Source organism: Candidatus Lernaella stagnicola, assembly GCA_030765525.1.
In the GTDB taxonomy this organism is placed as follows: domain Bacteria; phylum Lernaellota; class Lernaellaia; order Lernaellales; family Lernaellaceae; genus Lernaella; species Lernaella stagnicola.
Map to the genome: position 1 here is coordinate 264,045 of JAVCCK010000034.1, position 17,431 is coordinate 281,475.

Sequence of the window (17,431 nt, forward strand, 5' to 3'; positions counted from 1 at the left end):
CGCCGCGCACGAAGCGTGGCGCTTTTTTTATGTCTGAATACCGCACTCGGAAGCTTATTCGACCGGCTCGATCTCGACCGCAGTTCCGTAGGCGAGCAATTCGGCGGCGCCGGCGGCAATGGCGCTGGTCGTAAACCGGACGTTGACCACGGCGTTCGCCCCCATCTCTTTTGTCTGCTGTTTCATGCGGTCCAGCGACTGCTCCCGCGACTCCGCAATCATCTTGGTGTATTCGGTGATCTCGCCGCCCACCAGCATGCGAAACACGGCCATGATATCGCGCCCGACGTGTCGCGCCCTCATCGTGTTGCCCATGGCAAGCCCGTAAACCCGTTTGATACGCATGCCGACGATTTGCTCGGTATTGGTCACGATCATCGAACAACTCCTTTGTATTTGTCGCCGTGATAGGTCGCCAATCGATGGCGTACGATCGATACCGCCAGCACGCACACGCCGGCCAGAACGAAGCCGCCGCCCAGGCGCACGGGCAGGAAAATGGCGTCGTTGAAAAAGAAATCACGCACTAGGTAGAAAAGGGCGCCCGCCAGCATTAGCGCGGCTCCCGCCGAAAGTAGAATCCACGCGGCGCCGCGTTCGAGCCGCGCGTAGACATGCGACTCGAAACGGTCGAGCCGCTGGTCGTTGTCGGCAGAAATCTTCATGGACTCCAACTCCTTCCCCAATGTTTCCCAGGCGGCGGCCCGCTGCGCTAGCTCGGGGTGATCGCGCAGATAGGCTTCGAGTTGTACCGCTTTATCCGGCGGCAGTTCGCCGTCTTGCTTCATCGAGAGCAGCAGTTCGGCTTCTTCACGCTTCATCGTCGCCTGCCAGTTTCTTTCGGGCCGCGTGCAATCGCGTGGCGACCGTGTTGGGCGAAATGTCGAGCACCGCGCCGATGTCCTCGTAGCTCATCCCCTCCAGATGGCGCAGCACGACGACTTCCCGCAACTTGGGCGGCAGGGCCAAGACCCGCCCCCACGCCTCCGCCGCGCGCGCCCGGACCGTGGTATCGGCGGTTGGATCGGCGATGTGCTGCGCAAGTTCCTCGTTGCCGGCCCGCCGCCGCCGCGCCCGGCTGCGTTGCATGCTGCGCACCGTATTGCGCAGGATCGTGGCGAACCACGGCCAGAAACGCCGCCCTTCGTCGAACAATCGAGCCTTGGTGAATACTTTGACGAAGGCTTCCTGTGCGCCGTCCATTGCGTCGTCGTGGTCGCCGGTCAGTTGCAGGGCGAGCCGATAGGCATGGTTTTTGTGACGACTCATCAGCACGGAAAAAGCCTCCCGGCTCTGTTGGTTTTTTACGCAGCCCATCAGGACTTCATCGGTCGCTGCAAGCATCGCGCGCCTTTGTCCTTCCATTAGCTATACGCCCGGTCGATCGGTTTTCTTCGGTAGGTTTCTTATTCCGTCAAAAAAAGAAGAATTGATTCTCGACATGGTTTTCATGAAAACGCGTCCCGTTATCCGCCGCAGCCGCCGTCGTCCTCTTCGTCCTCCGCCTCTTCATCGGCCAACGGCATCCCGCAATAGTCGGTCAAGCAAGATTCGAAAGTGCCGCATCCACCGGCGGCGATACTGGTGTCAAAGCACGTCTTGGCGCACGACCAGGGGCCGTTGTTGTCGTAGCAAAGCAAGACAGCGTCGTTATAACTGATTTCCGATCCGCCGCTGTCGAGTTTCAGGCCGCATTGTTGGTACATCACGCCGACCATCTCGTAACACGCCGAGTGTCCCGGGCCGGTTGGGTCTTGCTCGCCCTCGTCCAATACGCGCACGTGCGTCGGTAGGACGACGCTGTCGTTTTTAGCGTAGGGGTCCTGCGCCGACCGCGAATGGCTTGCCACGAGTTCCACGTAGTACGTTCCGGCGGGTACGCCGGACGGCACGCTGACGGTCAAGTCGACCAACTGGCTCCCGTAGCCGGGGAAGGTGTCCCACACCACGGATTCGAGTTCGTACGATTGATTGTGGTCCGGGTAGGATAGCAGCGTGACGGTCACGCGGGCGTTGGATAGCTTGCCCCGGCCCAGCGAGGCCACCTGCAGGTCATGGATACTGATTGAACCGCCCGTCGACACCATGCCCGGCGAGACGGTGGCCATCGGACACTTGGTTTTGCTCTCGCAATGGAAAGCGTAGACGCCGAAGTCATATTGCCTGCCGACCCGTTCCGGGAAAATCGTATCCACGCCCATCGCGTCGTCCACGCCCAACACCCAGTAGTTCCACGGGTAGGCGTAATTCATGATCGTATTGTAACCGAGCCCTTTGCTCTCGCTGCTTTTGTAGTTGTAGTCGGCAAAGCCGATCGTGTGGCCCAACTCATGCAATAAGACGTGCTGGTACGCGAGCTCGGAGTCCGGGTCCTCCAATATCGCCCAGGTGTCGGTCGACCAGTCGTATTCGGGGTTGAAAGCGATATCCGACTCGGCCACGCAGTTCGAGTGGTCGACCCACGTGATGCACACGCCCGCGGCCGAACCCCAATGAAAGCCAAAGCGGCGGTACATTTCCGAGTCGTCGACGAAACCCTGGATTTCGTTGCGTCGGTTGCCGCCCCAATAGGAGTCACTGCCCGGCGGATTGGCCTTCGCCGTCATGATGTCGCCGAATGAAGCCCATTGGCCGATCATGCGCTCGTCCTGTTGTTCCCATGGGTCTTCGTTGTTGCCGAGCGGATAAATCATGTACGGGGCCGCGCAGCGCACGTAGTCGTGGATCGGCGGGTCGGCCGACGCCAGACACACCGCCAAACCGAGGGCCGCGATCAAACCGACGCAGACAACGCCGCGCCATCTCACTGCCCGTCTCCATGGCATAGGGGATTCAGATACGCGATGAAATCGGCCAGCGTCATCAACTGCGCCCGATTTGTGGTACCGCGGGGGATCGGGCGCGCGCCGTCGATTCGCAGGCGCTGGGGGTCCGCGCTGTGTGGAGCCGGTACGGCCGGGCTGGCGGCGGGCGTGACGGCCTCGAATCGTCCTTGCGCGTTGGGCAGAATCACGTCGCCGATGCGCACTCCGTTGGGCGCATGCAGCAGGGCGTTGCCGCCGTAGTCGACGACGTAGTCTTTGCCGGTCGCCGGTTCGGTTTTGACACGGAACAGGCCCTGATTCAGGCCGATGATCGGGCTGGCATAAGCCTGTCCATCGTAGCGCGTGAAAACCACCAGACGTTCACCGACGGCAAAACGCGGCACGTGCGATACCCGCAGCCGCCGCGCACCATCAGCGCCGCCGGCGAAACGCAGTTCAACCACCGACGGGTCCGCTAATTGGCTCTTGCCCTTCAATACTTGCCCGATATCGAAACCGACGACCGTGGTAGGCAGGCCGGCGTCGTTGGGCTCCTCGGTGATCTGCCGCACCGTGCCGACAAAAACCACGTCGGCTTCGGCGGCCATCTGCTTAATATTCATAAATGCCGGACGGGCCGCGGCAAACGTAACACCCAAAGCCAGGAGAGCCGCCAGCACCGCGAGATATGGAACCGAGCGTTTCATATTGAACCTCCGTATCCTTAGGTTCGAGGAACTCGATTTCTACAAACGCCATATCGTAGCGAATCCGGCCGCAAAATCCCAACCGGCCGGCGGTTTTTTTGCCTACCGATATTGCCGCCCGGCCAGGCCTCTTCCCGGCTTCGTGGTCACGAAATATGCGGCTTCGCCTTGGCAAACACACTCGGCTGTGCCAAATATCAGGGTATGAGGTACATCGACGAAGTAAAGATCTTCGTCCAATCGGGGGACGGAGGAAACGGGTGCGTGTCGTTCCGGCGCGAAAAGTTCGTGCCGAAGGGCGGACCCGATGGTGGCGACGGCGGGCGCGGCGGCAGCGTCATCTTTGTTGCCGACAGCCAGAAAAACACGCTGATCGACTTGGCCTACCAACAGCACCACCGCGCCAAGCGAGGCACGCACGGACGCGGCAGCAATCAGCACGGCAAGGGCGCCGACGACCTTCACATTCACGTGCCTCCCGGCACGGTCGTGCATGACGCCGAAACCGGCGACCTACTGGCCGATCTGGATTCACCCGCCGCCACGTGGACCGCTGCCGAAGGCGGGCGCGGCGGGCGCGGCAACGCCCGCTTCCTGACCAACGCGAACAAGGCGCCGACGCATTGGGAGGAGGGGCAGCCGGGCGAGCAGCGCTGGCTGAAGATCGAACTCAAAAGCATCGCCGACGTCGGTTTGGTCGGGTTCCCCTCGGCGGGGAAATCGACGTTGATCAGCGCGATATCCGCCGCCCGACCCAAGATCGCCGCCTACCCATTCACGACCCTGCAACCCAATTTGGGCACCGTCGAATACGACATGAACCGCCGGTTCGTCGTCGCGGATATTCCCGGGATCATTGAAGGCGCCCACCAAGGAATCGGCCTGGGACTTCGTTTCCTGCGGCACATCGAACGCACGCAGCTACTCGTGCACGTGTTGGATCTCGATCCGCTTACCGGTCGCGATCCGCTGGAAGACTTCGATGTCTTGAATGAAGAACTGACGGCCTATGACGAAAAACTCGGGCAGCGCCCGCAAATCGTCGCCGCCAATAAAATCGACGCGGAGGGCGCCGGCGAGAATCTTGCTGAACTACAGGCGGCGCTTGGCAAGCGCGACATCGTCGTATTCGCCATCAGCGCCAAGGAAGGGCGGGGCGTCGCGGAGTTGCTCGACGAGGTGGAGAAGCGCTTGCGGGAAATCGGAACTGAAGATTCCGAGGAGGCACCATGAACTACGCGGTGATCATGGCCGGCGGCACCGGCACGCGCTTTTGGCCGGTCAGCCGCATGAAAACGCCGAAGCAACTGCTGGTGATCGGCGGCGACGAGACCTTACTCGAGCAAACCGTGCATCGTATCCAACCCTTGGTTCCCGCCGAGCGCATCATGGTTGTAACCGGTGACGCCATCGCCGAGGAGAGTGCGGCGATATTGCCGCCGGCGGCTGCCGCGAATCTCGTCTCCGAACCGTGCCGCCGCAATACCGCGCCTTGTGCGGCGGTGGCGGCGAAGATTCTCGTCGACCGCGACCCCGATGCCGTCGTGGCTTTGTTGCCGGCGGATCACGCGATTTTAAAAGCAGAGGAATTCCTTCGCATACTTAGCGCGGCGATGACCGTGGCGGCACGGGAAGACGTGTTGATCACTCTGGGTATCACCGCGCGACGTCCCGACACCGGTTTCGGGTACATCGAAATCGGCGGTCACGCCGGTCGGGAAGACGAATGTGACTATCACTACGTGACCAAATTCCACGAGAAGCCGGAACCCCACCGAGCCAAGAAGTTTGCGGAAAGCGGGCGCTATTTTTGGAACGCGGGCATTTTCGTGTTCCGCGCCGACACGCTCCTGCGCGCCGTTGCGAAAACACTGCCGGATTTGTATGAGCAAATCGGGCCGATCGACGGCCGGGCGCCGGCCGACCGCCTCAAGGCGCAAATCAACGCCGTCTACCCGGCGCTGACGCCAGTGAGCATCGACGTTGGCGTGATGGAAAAGGTTGACAACCTGTTGGTGTTTCCGGCCGACATCGGGTGGAGCGACGTCGGCTCTTGGACCGCGCTGCGCGAACTCTTCGAGCCTGACACGGCCGGTAACGTCACCGAGGGCAGACACGTCGCGATGGGTGAAAGCCGCAACAACACCGTGTACGCCAAGGACGGCGTCGTGGTGACCATCGGCGTGGACGATCTGATTATCGTGCACACGCCGGATGCGACGTTGGTGGCGCGGCGCGACCAGGCGCAGGAGGTCAAGCACGTGTTCGACGAACTGGAGAAGCACGGCTGGGACAAATATCGATGATGGGCGTGGCATGAACCGTCCCCTGGTGACGACCGGCGCCGCCCGGCTGGCGGCCGACTCCGGGGCTTGGCTTGACGGCGTCCGCGTCGGCCTACTCGCGCATCCGGCTTCGGTTCTGCCGGATTATTCGACGTTGCACGATCGGCTGATCGACCTTCCCGACGTCGACCTCACCGTATTGTTCGGACCGGAACACGGCATTTTCGCCACGGCGCAGGATCAAGTGGGCGTCGGCGAATCGACCTACCGCGGCGTGCCGGTTTACTCGCTTTACGGCGAGACCGCCGCGACGTTGCGCCCCTCGGCCGAGGCGTTAGCCCGGTGCGACACGCTGGTCGTCGACCTGCAGGATATCGGCGCGCGCTATTACACCTACGTGTACACGATGGCGTATTGCCTGGAAGAGTGTGCGCGGCACGGCACGCGGGTCATTGTTTGCGACCGGCCCAATCCACTCGGTGGCGAAATCGAGGAGGGGCCGGTTCTCGACCGGGCGTTTGCATCCTTTATCGGGCGCTTTCCGATGCCCGTGCGGCACGCGAAAACCATCGGCGAACTGGCGCGGCTGTGGAACGACGCCGAAGGGTGGAACGCGGATCTGCAAGTTATCGACATGCTCGGTTGGCGGCGCTCGATGTGGTTCGATGAAACGGGTCTGCCCTTTGTCGCGCCAAGTCCGAACATGCCGACGTTGGCGACGGCAACCGTCTACCCTGGCGGCTGCTTGTTGGAAGGCACGAATTTATCGGAGGGCAGGGGGACCACGCAGCCTTTTGAAACAGTCGGCGCGCCGTGGCTGAACGGCCGCGAGTTGGCCGACCGGCTCAATCAACGGGGGCTTCCCGGCGTGACCTTCCGTCCCGTTGAATTCATCCCGACTTTTCACAAGTACGCGGGCGAGGTCTGCGGCGGCGTGTTCGTGCACGTCACCGACCGCGATAGCTTCCGGTCGTTCGATGCTTATGTGGAATTGATTAAGGCCGCGCGGAAACAGGCGCCCGGCGATTTTGCCTGGCGCACGGAACCCTACGAGTTTGAAAACGATCGCCCGGCCTTCGATCTACTATGCGGCACGGACCGCATTCGCCGGGACATCGAGATCGGCTGACCGGCGCTCAGTACACCGTGACGAAGGTGTGATACACCCAACCCATCGTCCCGTCCGGCAGCATGACCAAGTACCAGTTCATGTCTTTTTTCAGCACGCGCACTTCGGTGCCGTCCGCCGTGATCGCAATTGGGTCGGCGATGGCCATGGGACGCCGCAGCAGCGAAATCTTTTCGACGCCGCCCAGCACGCCAGGGCGACTGGCGTTCAAATCAACTTTGACGCCGATGCCCTCGGGCCTGCCGCGCGATCCCGGAGCCGGTGTCGTGCCGACCCACTGGGAATCCGAAGGGTTGTCCGCCGGCTCGGCATTGTCTTCGCCTTTCAGGCGGCTCGGAACGGGGAATTTCGGATGGTTCTGCCGCTCGGGCAACCCGGAGAAGACGCCGCGAATGGCGACGCGCAGGGTGCCGACGCGTTGGGGTCCCGAAATCGGCAGCTTGGCTTGATACACGATTTTGCCGTCGATGGCTCGCACCATCACCACGCCGATCATCGAGGCGGCCGCCGTGTCGAGCGCCGGTCCTATCGCGAGCGGCGGCGCGTCCGGGGAAGAATCTTCTTTCCGCGAAATGGCGTACACCAGCGCCAGCGTATCGGCCTGAAAACGTCCGGCGATTTCGCGGGTGATTTTCGAATCCATCGTTATCTCGCCGTCGTAAGCCCGGCGGGCCGCTTTCCATAGTTCCACCACCGCGGCGGTGGTTTTCTCGGTGCGGCAAATAGTCGGATCGAGGTGCACCGGCAGATCCCGCAAATAAAGTTCGGCTTCTTCTTTCTCCGCAACGAGTTGTTGGCCGCTGCGGTGAGCGCCGATAAAGTATTTCTTTTGCGCGACCAGCTTCATTTTCGCGCCGGTAATCGCCAGTTCCACCGCATCGTTAACGTCGGTCGCCAAGTCGATCGACTCGGAGATCGCCAAGTATTGTCGATAATCCGGCGCCCGCAGAATATAGGAAGCGTCGATGAACAGCGCCACGCGGTCCGGCAATGCGGTGGTTGGAGCGACGGATTCCCGCCAGGGGAACGTGGTGGTGGGCGCCGATGCGCAAGCCGCCAACAACAAAACGGTAACGATCAACGCCGATACGAACCTCGCGCGCATTGTCGGACTCCTTCACGTGCCTAGTTGTCCTTCATTCTTAGCAGAACCGGAGCGGTGTTTCCAGATACGGGCCTTTGAATGTGCGGCCGTATTCATACTACTATATTGGGCCATGACAAAAAGCGAATTGCATTTACGGAGGGGTTTGATGACCGCCGAGCTCTCGCGCCGGCTGTTTCTTGTTTGCTGTCTCGTTTTGTTGATAGTCGGCTGCGGAGGCGCGGGCGAGGAAACGAACGATCGGCAAATCGCCGACGACGACTCGGCCGAAGAGGACGGCAATTCCCTTGACGGTCCGGCGGGCGCCGAAATCGACGACGACAATGATGATGATGACGATAACGATAACGACAGCTCCCCCGCGGGTTTTCCGAATATCGATTGGGCGGGTCTCGAAAACCCCATCTTGGCGCGGCCCGATCGCATGCTCAAAGACCAAGCCGTCGTTTACCACAACGGTTGGTTTCACATTTTCGCCTCGACGCGGTTCGTAAACGGCGACGCGTCGGAAAACATTGCGCGACAACGAATGTACAAAACCCGCGACTTTCGCAACTACGAAGAATGGTGGGACGACGACCTCGGCTACGTCGGCTCGCCGGATGTCATCCGCATGGGCGATCGATGGTTCATGGCGTTCTGGAAACCACTTAATCTCAATTTCGAAGAAATGAGCCGTCTGTACTATTCCACGTCGGAGGATTTGGTCGATTGGTCGAAGGACAAACCGTTGCTGCCCGGGGTGCAGCCATTCCAGCGGCACACGCACAGCGCCCTGGCGGAAGTCGACGGATATGTCGTGCTTGGCTATAAGCACTGGGAGCAGTTTTCCATAACCCGGTCGGTCGAAGCCGCGCTTGACCCTTACGCCTGGCTCGACCCGGTAATCGCTTACCCCGGCGGTTACGAGGATTGGGCCGAGAATTACCAGTTCCTCAGCATCGACGGTGCGTGGCGCATGATCGCCACCTCCAACGTGACAACCGGCAAATACTCCAGCGGCCGCGAGCCGTTCATCTATCGGGCGCGCAACGGCGGCGTCGCATTTCCCGACTGGCAGTACTGGGAGGAACGCACGCATCTGGAAGTGCCGTTCGAAGACTGGAATCAAATCCTGCATGCCGATTCGGCGTATTTGTGCGACTGGCGCGAATACGACGGCTATTTCTATTTGTTTTACGCCGGCGCTAACGACAGCGCGTCTTTTCAGGGACGCGGGCACGGCAAAATCGGCGTCGCCCGTTCGGCCGATCTGGTCGAATGGAAACTACCCGGCGTAAACAATGAAGGGCAAACACCGAACCCTGGGTGGGAGGAAGCGTTATGAAAAAATATTTGTTGTTAGCGTTCGCGCTGGCGCTGGTGATCACGGCGGTCTGGGCGGCTGATGTGCCGGAGACGGTCGACCTCTCGCCGTACGTGAAAGTGACGGTCGTTTCGAAGTTCGACCACAAACAGCACGTTGAAACCGGCCAACTCGAATGCACGAAATGCCACCACAAGTGGGGCGGCGGCGAAGAGGAAGCGGTACAGAAATGCAGTGCCTGCCACAAGGAAGAGGACGGCGAGACCTCTTCGGCCAAAACCGCGTTCCATAAAATGTGCAAGGATTGCCACAAGGAACAAAAGGAGCAGGGCAAGACGCCGCCCGTCACGTGCAGCCAATGCCACGTGAAGAAGCTGGACGAGCCCGCCTAGTTTTTCGGGAGCGCGCGAATCGCGGCCACGATGTCGTCCAGCGCGCCGACGCGTGCGAAAACTGCCGGTTGGCCGACGAGCGCCGCCGCCCGCGTCACTTGGCGGCCGCTAAATGTTTCGCCGGTGAACACGTTTTCCCATTGTCCGTCGGGGAAGTAGACGGTGACTTCCTTGACGCCTTTTTCCACGACCGGTGCAAACACCATGTCCTCGCCGATCATCCACTGCCGGTGTGCTGAGTAGGCTGGTTCCCAATCGGGATCGACCAGCGCCGTGTGGCGAACAATCGGCAGCCCCGTCGCCTGCGCCTCTTCCGCCAGTTCCCTGAAATAGGGAAACATGGCCGCGTGAATTTTGCCGAATCGCGCGAACATGGCCAGGGTATCGGCGGCGGAATCGAACTGGTGATTTTCGAGTTTCTGCAAGCCATCATGATTGCGCATCACGGGCGTGAAGGCTCCCAGTTCCGTCCAACGCCAGAAGAGTTCCTTTTCGCGCGGGCCGCCCGAAAAACCGCCGATGTCGTGCGAGAAGAAGGGAATGCCCGCCAACCCGAGGGTCAACCCGGCGGCAATCACCGTCGGGAAACCGTCGGCCTCGTCCCAGGTGGCCTCCTGGTCGCCCGCCCACACGATCTGCGCCGTCTGGTGGTCGCCGGTGTAGCCGCTACGGGTGAATATCGCGAAGTCGCCGTCCGGATAGGCCTGCTCGAGCACCTCGCGATTGATGCGGTGCCATTGGCTGGGATAGCGGTTGTGATACCACGCCGCGTCGCCCTCGTGCAGCGCCGCGTTGTAGGGCAGCCACTCGCCGAAATCGCACATCCAACCCTTCATACCCAGGTCCACCGCGCGCCGGGCGTAATGCTTGAAGTACGCCACCGCACCGGGATCGGTCAGGTCGACGAGCGTTCCGACAAACGTGCTGATGGGAAACAGGTAGGGATCGCCGCGAGGGGTTTCGATCAGGTAACCGCGCTCCCGCATTTCGTTGTAGTGCTCGTAGGCCGGGGCGACAAATGGATTGAAGTAGCCCAAGAAGCGCACGCCTTCTTCGGCCAGCGCGTCGATGAATCCCGGCAAGAACGGATACAACTCTTCGTCGTGAATCCACCGGTACTTCACACCGTAGTTGCCCAAACCGAAATTCCGAATGCCCAGCCAATCCTGCGCCCACACCGCGGTGACCGGCACGCCCGCGTCCAGCGCGTTGCGCACCCGCTGCGCGACAAGTTCCGTGCCGCCCTGCGCGGCGATCCAGACGCCCTCGAAGGCCCAATCGGGAGGCAACGTTTTAGGGCGTCCGACCTCTTGGGTCAGTTGGCCGATGACGTCGTAGCCCGTCGGTCCCGGAAACAGAAGAATGCTTGCGCCGCGGCCATTCCACACTTCCAGCGTCCATTCCTGCGGCGTGGCGGAACCTAGGTCGAAGCGCGAGAACTCGCTGTTTTCTAGCAGTAAGCCCTTGCCGGCCTCCGGGTCGAGGAAGTAGGGCATTGGGAAATAGGTTTCGAGCTTGCTGCCGAAGGGGGGCAGCGCCGGATAGGCCAGCCGGCCCAAGCCCTGCTCGGCGACCCATATCGGCACCCGCTTGCCGCGCATTTCGATGAAATTGTATTGCTCGCCGAAGCCCCAAAATCGGGCACCGTCCTCGAGGCGAAAGCGCAGTTTCAGCCCGTCATAACCGGCTTGCTCAACGGCCACGCGCATGCGCAGATTGTCGCCCGCGGCGTGTTCGAAGATGATAGCTCCGACGATTTCGCCGCCCGCCGTGATATAGGGGCGTCCGTCACGCAGGCTGATTTGAAAGTGACTCGCCTTCTCGTTTTTGGTCTGAAAGCGAAACTGGCCGAACAGCATCGGCACCTGCACGTCGAAGGTGAGGGCGTCGACGCCGGTAACGGCTTGCATGAGGCGCTCGCCGTACCAGATTTCCAGGGCGCCGTCGTCGCCTGCCAGCCAATGCCAGCCGGGCGGATGAACGAAGGCGGAGGAATTGTCGTCGTCATCATCGTCGCCGGCGCACGACGCCAGCGCGACAGTCACCAACAAAAGAGCGAGTAAGAAAACGTATTTGCGCATACCGCATTCCTAAGATTACTTTGCGACGGCTTGATGGCCCGCACGTTCATTCTTTCGAGAGTGCGCTTCTTACGCAAGACCCGCTTCATCATGTTGTTGCGGCGTCGACGTGGGGCCATAAAAAAAGGCGCGCCGCGGCGCGCCTTGGGACGTTATGTTCGTGCCTTACTCGTCGGTGACGGGCGGCTCCTCTTCCTGGCGCTTGCCGAAGTACTCCGGCAGGTTCAGGCCGACCATCTTGAACAAATCGTGGAACTGCGGCAGAGAACTGATCATTCCCGAAAGAAACTGAGCCGTTTTGGGCGATCCGTCCGGCCCGCTCATGTTGTCCCACACGGTCACGTTGTCGATGTGCAGGTTCTTGATCGCCTCGACCTGGATCCGGGCGATTTCCGGCATTTGCTGGGCGATCATCAGCATCACGGCCTTATCCGGGTCGCCGCCGGCGGCCCGCACGTATTCCATGAGGCCCTCGGCTTGTTTGGCCAGGGTTTGGAACATACCGCGCGCCCGGCCTTCCATTTCGTTGTAGAGCGCGTCGCCGCGACCCTTGGCTTCCAGCCGCAACTTATCGGCCTCGGCTTCGGCGGCGATGCGGATTTGTTCTTTGTCGATTTCGGCCAAAACGACCGTGTCCGCGTATTGGGTGGCGCGATCGCGCTCGGCGCGTTGCTTCTCGGCTTCGGCTTCGGACTGATAGGCTTCCTCCAGCGCCTTGGCTTGTTGCACCTTTTCGGCCGCTTCGGAGAGGCGGCTTGCCGCGGCTTCCTTGACTTGCCGGTCGGCGTTGGAGTTGGCGACAGATACGCGGGCGGTGTTCTCGCCGTTTACCGCTTCGGCATCGGCGGCGGCGACCCGAATGCGCTTTTCGCGGTTGGCTTCGGCCGCGCCGATGGCGCCGTTACGCTCTTTCTCCGCGACCTTGATCTTCGCTTCGTTGATCGCTTCAGCCGCTGCTTCCTTGCCCAGCGCTTCGATGTAACCCGACTCGTCGGTGATGTCCTTGATGTTCACGTTGATCAGCCGCAGGCCGACTTTGCGCAACTCGCCTTCCACGTTCAGGCTGACGTTGGCCAGAAACTTGTCGCGGTCGGCGTTGATTTCCTCGATGTCCATCGTGGCGATCGTCAGGCGCAACTGGCCGAAAATAATATCTTCGGCGACCTGACGGATGGCGTTGTGGGGCAAACCGAGCAGGCGCTCGGCAGCGTTCTGCATCGTGCCTTCGTCCGTCGAGATACCAACGGTGAACACCGAAGGTACGTTGATGCGGATGTTCTGCTTGGAAAGCGCGGAACGAAGGTCGATGTCGATGGCGATCGGTGTCAGATCGAGGTAAGCGTAGTCCTGCAAAAGCGGCCACACGAAGGCTGCGCCTCCGTGTATGCAATTGGACGTGCGGGCCAGGCCTGTGGTGGAATCCGTGCCGGTTTTACCGTAGATAACCAGAACTTTGTCCGACGGACAACGTTTGTACCGGCGAATGGCGGCGAGGAAAATCCCGAAGAAGGCGAAAGCCAGAATAGTGACGAAAATCATCAGATACACAGTGCATCCTCCTTATCGCAACAGATGTGTTTTAGGTCTCTTTGACCACCAGTACCATATCTTGGTCGATGATATCCACGACCTGGATTCGGGCGCCGGTGGGTAGTTCTTCGCCGTCAGTATACGCGTTGAGTTCGCGCAGGTGCCCTTGGATTATTACCGTCACTTTCCCGTAGCCCGACCGTTCGGCCGGGATCCGTAGATACACTTCGCCCGTTTGGAACAGCGCGTTGCGCGTGCGTACGGTCCCTTCCTCGGATAACTTGTTCAGAGTGTAGAAAATCCAAGCGAACAGCAGCATGAACGCGAAACCGGAGACCGTCGCAATCAACGAGGCGACGAAAGCGACCAGGCCCGCGTTGACCCCGGCAAGGCCGATCCAGGCGAACGCGGTGAAGAAAATGATCAAGCCCTTGACCGAGAAGATTCTTATCCCGCTGCCGTGATCGGCCGCGTCGGTGTCGGAGTCGACATCGAAATCCGCCGCGTCGATGCCGTCCAGGCCGCTCATATCGGCGTCGGTATCGGTTTCGCCGCCGATGCCGACCAGTTCCAGTACGACTTGCAGCAACGTCAGCAGCGACGAGGGCACCGCAATCACCCAAAGGACTTTTTGGAAGAGGGACAGGGCCTCCCACCATTCCGTCATGACGCACCCTCCCTGACGTAGGCGTTGAATCGAAGTCGAAAGCGAAACTGTGTTGTTGAACCGCTCGGCTACTATAGCCGAAAGGATTCGACGGTAAAAGCCGATCGACCTTCGATTGTCGGAGTTACGAGTTTGTCGACTGGTTGATCAGACCACGCGCGTCGCGGTTTGGTTCCTTGTATCCTTCGGCCTGTGCGGGCGCTCTACCACTTGGCGAAGTGTTCCTCACAGAACCCGTAGAGCGTCACGTCGTGCTTTGTGCGACCGACTTTGATCTCGCCCTCGAACTGGCCGAAGGGTTGATGCAAACGGCTCGCGGCGATCAGCAGGTTGGCCGCCTCAAAACGCTCGTGATCGGGGGTGAACTCGAGGTCCACGTCCCCCTCCGGCGTCCACACGCGCCACGGTTTGCCCAGCACGTCCCGCTGGTCGTAGTCGAAATTGACGCCGCCGATCATATGCGGTTGGCCGTCGATCCACACCGTGTTTTCGGTGTAACCCGAGGTGATCAATCCGGTTGAGAAATTCACGCCCACCGCCTTGCCGGAGGCGGCGTGCCCGGCGGCCGCGGCCCAGTTCCAAATTGTGTTGCGCGGCGGCGTGGCCGAAGACCAATCCAGAATCGCCATCGCTTTGTCCGACAACGCGACCTTCTCGCCGCCGACCACGATGTGCCCGGTCGCCGGCAGGCCGACGAATTTGTACGTGTGGCCGAAGCCGTACATCGCCATCCGCGTGACCGTCGAAACGCCGTCGCCGTTCTCACTAAACGCGACTTCCGCAGTGATCTCGCCGCAGCGCAGGTGCAACTCGCGACGGCCGTCCGCCGGCGTATTCTGCATACGGATGAAGTCGTTCCCGACGCGAATCTCGCTGACGCCTTGCGCGGCCGAGCGCGAGAATGCCGTGTTCTTGGCCAACGGCGATTTCAGGTTCTTTTCGGCGAGTTGCCGTCGATTGCGGTCGTAGACGTAAGCAAAACCCGCGCCCGCGTATTGCAGGTGAATCACTGCCGCGCCCAAAACGAACCCCTCGTCGATCACGCCAACGAACTGCCAGCGTTTCAGCAGCTTGTCGGCTGTGCTGTGGAGCGCCGACCACGGCCAGCGTTGCAGGCCCGTATAGTCAAAACACTCGTGATTACATTCGGCGATCGGGCCGCGGAAGTTTCCGTAATTCGGGATACCGTTTTCGGCGATCAAAATCGCCGGAGCATCGGTGAGAGCAACGGGCGCCATGGTTCGTTCCTTTGTCGGTTGTATGTGGGGCGCATTTTGGCCCGTGGCGGGAAGCCTTGCAAGCGCGTGGCGGCACAAAAACGGCCCGCCGTGGCGAGCCGTTCCAGGAATCGATTGTTAGCTGTAACTCACAGCGGGGTTAATGTGACGTCGAAGCTCGTCGCCAATTCGATTTCCAGATCCGGCTCCATGTCCAGTTCGACACCGTGAGTCGGCACGGCCAGACGCAGGCAGAATGCGAACGGCGAGGTGAAGTCGAGCAACTGATCCTCCAATTCGCTTTCGCCGCCGCTGAGGAAGGTTGCGTCGGTCCACGAGTTCACGTTCGTGCCCGCCGGGATTTCGATGCGCGCAATGCGTTTATCGTTCGGCAACTTTGTCGGGTCGACGAGCACGAAATCGAGGCTGGACAGATCGATATCCACGCCGTCGGGCGGAACGAGCGGCGAGGGCACAGACGAAAGCAGGAAGATATCAAGATTGCCACCCTCGGCAACACGATTTTTCCCAATCTTGTAGGTCATGTCCTTGATTTCGATATCATCGATGTGACTTTTGGCGGAATTCCACAGGTCGGCGTAATCCGTGGCCGACATGAGGGTGTTGATCGTTACGGTCTCCGAATAGCACACGGCCGTCAGTTTGTAGCCGGCCTGCTCGATGGCGTACATCGGTACCGGCTCGTCGGTAATATCCAAGTCGAAGCTTTCGGTTTGGCCCACAGCGTCGTTGATTTCATCTTCGAGTTTTTCGCACGCCGCGAAAATCAGGCTCAAAGCCGCCAGGGCGAAAACGGCAATCATTAATTTGCGCATGGATTTCCTCCAGGTTCGTCGAGTTCCTTCAATAGGCTACTTTAATGCGATTTCCTCTTCTTCGCCAGCGCGAAATGACGAATCGGCTTGACGGCACCGAAACGCTACCAAGATAATCGGACACCGGTCGCCCACTCGGGTGCCGGCCGCCCCGGCCCGGAAGGCCCTTGAGGAATACGCCGATGTTCTGGTTGCTGAAAGTGTTTGCGATTCTCGTGGCGATTTACGCCTTGGTGCAAATCATCCGCGCCCGTTATCGTGCCCGCCCCACCCAAGACGAAACCCACTTTGTCTCCACCGGCGACGGCTGGCGCATCGCCCTGCATCGCTATCGGCCGCGCGGCGAGAAGCCGCACGCTGAACCGGTGTTGCTGCATCACGGCCTGACCGCCAACCACCGGGGCTACGACCTGGGTGTTGGTGCGGCCGAGGATCCGGCGCCGTCGATCGCGCACTGGCTGGCCGATCGCGGTTACGACGTGTGGGTGATCGACCTGCGGGGCCGGGGGGAGAGCGAACGGGCCGGCATCTGGCGCGACAAGTCATGGAAGTGGACCGTCGACGATTACGTCAACTTCGACGACCCGGCCGCCGTCGATTACATCCTGAGCCGCTCGCCTCACCAAAAGCTGCACTGGATCGGTCACAGCATGGGCGGCATTTTGCTCTTTTGCCATTTGGGTTTGTTCGGCTCGCCGAAAATCGCCAGCGGCATCACCGTCGGCAGCGGTATCGACTACCTGGACACGGGCTCGAAATACCAACCTGTCGCCGGTATCCGCGGTCTCGTGAAAAACTGGGGTCGGATCCCGGCCGGTTTTTTCAGTACGTTGATCGCGCCGCTGGCCGGTCGCGGTCTCGGCGACTTCTTGGAGGGCTTCAATTACTACCCGCCCAACACGGCGCCGCGCGCGGCGCGCACGATAACCGCGAATTGCATCCAAGACACCAGCGCGCGCGTGTTTTACCAGTTGGCTTCCATGTTCCAGCCCGGCGGCCTGACTACTTTCGATGGCGGCGTACGCTACGCGGACCTGCTGGTCAACGTCACCACGCCGGTGCTTTTGATCGCCGGCGACGCCGACCAACAAGCTTCGCCCACCACGTCGGAGAAGACGCTGGGCCTGCTGCCGGCCGGTCCTCACAAGACCGCGTTTTTCGGAAGCGAGTACGGCCACAGTACGCCCTACGGCCATTTCGACCTGCTGGTGGGCCGCCGCGCCGACGAAGAAGTCTTTCCGGTAATTTTGGATTGGCTGGGGGCGCATTCGGCCAAGAAATAGATTTTCGACAAAACGGCGCGGTTGCCGGAGCCACTCTCGGCGCGGAGTGACCGTTCGTCTCTTTCGCTGCAGGCCGAGCGCAGGTCACC

17 protein-coding genes are annotated in these 17,431 nt (G+C 60.8%); 6 read left to right on the forward strand and 11 right to left on the reverse strand.

The window, feature by feature from the left end:
- Positions 1 to 54: 54 nt before the first annotated feature.
- The 5 genes from P9L99_15840 to P9L99_15860 all read right to left on the reverse strand — a co-directional run bounded on the left by P9L99_15840 (position 55) and on the right by P9L99_15860 (position 3,511).
- Positions 55 to 378, reverse strand: coding sequence for a YbjQ family protein (locus P9L99_15840; protein MDP8224831.1), 324 nt, complete (start codon positions 376 to 378; stop codon positions 55 to 57).
- On the reverse strand, positions 375 to 821 hold the full coding sequence (locus tag P9L99_15845; GenBank protein MDP8224832.1) for a hypothetical protein: 447 nt from the start codon (positions 819 to 821) through the stop codon (positions 375 to 377). Before P9L99_15845 ends, P9L99_15840 begins: the two co-directional genes overlap by 4 nt.
- Complete coding sequence (locus tag P9L99_15850) at positions 811 to 1,317, reverse strand: RNA polymerase sigma factor (GenBank protein MDP8224833.1); 507 nt, start codon at positions 1,315 to 1,317, stop codon at positions 811 to 813. Before P9L99_15850 ends, P9L99_15845 begins: the two co-directional genes overlap by 11 nt.
- 149 nt (positions 1,318 to 1,466) lie before the next feature.
- Complete coding sequence (locus P9L99_15855) at positions 1,467 to 2,807, reverse strand: hypothetical protein (GenBank protein MDP8224834.1); 1,341 nt, start codon at positions 2,805 to 2,807, stop codon at positions 1,467 to 1,469.
- On the reverse strand, positions 2,804 to 3,511 hold the full coding sequence (locus P9L99_15860; protein MDP8224835.1) for a hypothetical protein: 708 nt from the start codon (positions 3,509 to 3,511) through the stop codon (positions 2,804 to 2,806). The genes P9L99_15855 and P9L99_15860 overlap by 4 nt, the downstream gene beginning before the upstream one ends.
- 204 nt (positions 3,512 to 3,715) lie before the next feature.
- Here P9L99_15860 and obgE point away from each other — a divergent pair, with 204 nt between their 5' ends.
- Genes obgE through P9L99_15875 form a run of 3 tightly spaced genes read left to right on the forward strand, consistent with a single transcriptional unit; the run spans position 3,716 to position 6,925 of the window.
- Positions 3,716 to 4,744: a GTPase ObgE gene (gene obgE / locus P9L99_15865; GenBank protein MDP8224836.1), complete on the forward strand. Its 1,029-nt coding sequence runs from the start codon at positions 3,716 to 3,718 to the stop codon at positions 4,742 to 4,744.
- Positions 4,741 to 5,817 (forward strand): sugar phosphate nucleotidyltransferase, encoded by a 1,077-nt coding sequence (locus P9L99_15870; protein ID MDP8224837.1) that lies wholly within the window; start codon positions 4,741 to 4,743, stop codon positions 5,815 to 5,817. Before obgE ends, P9L99_15870 begins: the two co-directional genes overlap by 4 nt.
- Positions 5,818 to 5,827: 10 nt before the next feature.
- A complete protein-coding gene (locus tag P9L99_15875) occupies positions 5,828 to 6,925 on the forward strand; it encodes a DUF1343 domain-containing protein (protein MDP8224838.1) in 1,098 nt (365 codons plus the stop codon).
- Positions 6,926 to 6,932: 7 nt separating this feature from the next.
- Here P9L99_15875 and P9L99_15880 read toward each other — a convergent pair whose 3' ends face one another.
- A complete protein-coding gene (locus P9L99_15880) occupies positions 6,933 to 8,030 on the reverse strand; it encodes a hypothetical protein (protein ID MDP8224839.1) in 1,098 nt (365 codons plus the stop codon).
- Positions 8,031 to 8,178: 148 nt separating this feature from the next.
- Between P9L99_15880 and P9L99_15885 the strand changes: the two genes are divergently transcribed.
- Positions 8,179 to 9,357, forward strand: coding sequence for a hypothetical protein (locus P9L99_15885; GenBank protein MDP8224840.1), 1,179 nt, complete (start codon positions 8,179 to 8,181; stop codon positions 9,355 to 9,357).
- The gene (locus P9L99_15890; GenBank protein MDP8224841.1) at positions 9,354 to 9,728 is read left to right on the forward strand and encodes a cytochrome c3 family protein; all 375 of its coding nucleotides are present in this window, start codon (positions 9,354 to 9,356) and stop codon (positions 9,726 to 9,728) included. The genes P9L99_15885 and P9L99_15890 overlap by 4 nt, the downstream gene beginning before the upstream one ends.
- Here the strand turns inward: P9L99_15890 and P9L99_15895 are convergent.
- The 5 genes from P9L99_15895 to P9L99_15915 form a co-directional block, all read right to left on the reverse strand.
- A complete protein-coding gene (locus P9L99_15895; protein ID MDP8224842.1) occupies positions 9,725 to 11,809 on the reverse strand; it encodes an alpha-glucosidase in 2,085 nt (694 codons plus the stop codon). The two genes, P9L99_15890 and P9L99_15895, sit on opposite strands and share 4 nt — an antisense overlap.
- A gap of 165 nt (positions 11,810 to 11,974) precedes the next feature.
- On the reverse strand, positions 11,975 to 13,348 hold the full coding sequence (locus tag P9L99_15900; protein MDP8224843.1) for an SPFH domain-containing protein: 1,374 nt from the start codon (positions 13,346 to 13,348) through the stop codon (positions 11,975 to 11,977).
- 40 nt (positions 13,349 to 13,388) lie between these two features.
- The gene (locus tag P9L99_15905; protein MDP8224844.1) at positions 13,389 to 14,006 is read right to left on the reverse strand and encodes a hypothetical protein; all 618 of its coding nucleotides are present in this window, start codon (positions 14,004 to 14,006) and stop codon (positions 13,389 to 13,391) included.
- Positions 14,007 to 14,209: 203 nt separating this feature from the next.
- The gene (locus P9L99_15910) at positions 14,210 to 15,244 is read right to left on the reverse strand and encodes a DUF2804 domain-containing protein (protein MDP8224845.1); all 1,035 of its coding nucleotides are present in this window, start codon (positions 15,242 to 15,244) and stop codon (positions 14,210 to 14,212) included.
- A gap of 128 nt (positions 15,245 to 15,372) precedes the next feature.
- On the reverse strand, positions 15,373 to 16,059 hold the full coding sequence (locus P9L99_15915) for a hypothetical protein (protein MDP8224846.1): 687 nt from the start codon (positions 16,057 to 16,059) through the stop codon (positions 15,373 to 15,375).
- A 182-nt stretch (positions 16,060 to 16,241) separates the two neighbouring features.
- Between P9L99_15915 and P9L99_15920 the strand changes: the two genes are divergently transcribed.
- The gene (locus tag P9L99_15920) at positions 16,242 to 17,342 is read left to right on the forward strand and encodes an alpha/beta fold hydrolase (protein MDP8224847.1); all 1,101 of its coding nucleotides are present in this window, start codon (positions 16,242 to 16,244) and stop codon (positions 17,340 to 17,342) included.
- Positions 17,343 to 17,431 lie beyond the last annotated feature (89 nt).

Coding starts and splice junctions, on each gene's coding strand:
- P9L99_15840 (MDP8224831.1), bottom strand. CDS start 378: ATGATCGTGACCAATACCGAGCAAATCGTCGGCATGCGTATCAAACGG.
- P9L99_15845 (MDP8224832.1), bottom strand. CDS start 821: ATGAAGCGTGAAGAAGCCGAACTGCTGCTCTCGATGAAGCAAGACGGC.
- P9L99_15850 (MDP8224833.1), bottom strand. CDS start 1,317: ATGGGCTGCGTAAAAAACCAACAGAGCCGGGAGGCTTTTTCCGTGCTG.
- P9L99_15860 (MDP8224835.1), bottom strand. CDS start 3,511: ATGAAACGCTCGGTTCCATATCTCGCGGTGCTGGCGGCTCTCCTGGCT.
- obgE (MDP8224836.1), top strand. CDS start 3,716: ATGAGGTACATCGACGAAGTAAAGATCTTCGTCCAATCGGGGGACGGA.
- P9L99_15870 (MDP8224837.1), top strand. CDS start 4,741: ATGAACTACGCGGTGATCATGGCCGGCGGCACCGGCACGCGCTTTTGG.
- P9L99_15875 (MDP8224838.1), top strand. CDS start 5,828: ATGAACCGTCCCCTGGTGACGACCGGCGCCGCCCGGCTGGCGGCCGAC.
- P9L99_15880 (MDP8224839.1), bottom strand. CDS start 8,030: ATGCGCGCGAGGTTCGTATCGGCGTTGATCGTTACCGTTTTGTTGTTG.
- P9L99_15885 (MDP8224840.1), top strand. CDS start 8,179: ATGACCGCCGAGCTCTCGCGCCGGCTGTTTCTTGTTTGCTGTCTCGTT.
- P9L99_15890 (MDP8224841.1), top strand. CDS start 9,354: ATGAAAAAATATTTGTTGTTAGCGTTCGCGCTGGCGCTGGTGATCACG.
- P9L99_15895 (MDP8224842.1), bottom strand. CDS start 11,809: ATGCGCAAATACGTTTTCTTACTCGCTCTTTTGTTGGTGACTGTCGCG.
- P9L99_15900 (MDP8224843.1), bottom strand. CDS start 13,348: ATGATTTTCGTCACTATTCTGGCTTTCGCCTTCTTCGGGATTTTCCTC.
- P9L99_15905 (MDP8224844.1), bottom strand. CDS start 14,006: ATGACGGAATGGTGGGAGGCCCTGTCCCTCTTCCAAAAAGTCCTTTGG.
- P9L99_15910 (MDP8224845.1), bottom strand. CDS start 15,244: ATGGCGCCCGTTGCTCTCACCGATGCTCCGGCGATTTTGATCGCCGAA.
- P9L99_15915 (MDP8224846.1), bottom strand. CDS start 16,059: ATGCGCAAATTAATGATTGCCGTTTTCGCCCTGGCGGCTTTGAGCCTG.
- P9L99_15920 (MDP8224847.1), top strand. CDS start 16,242: ATGTTCTGGTTGCTGAAAGTGTTTGCGATTCTCGTGGCGATTTACGCC.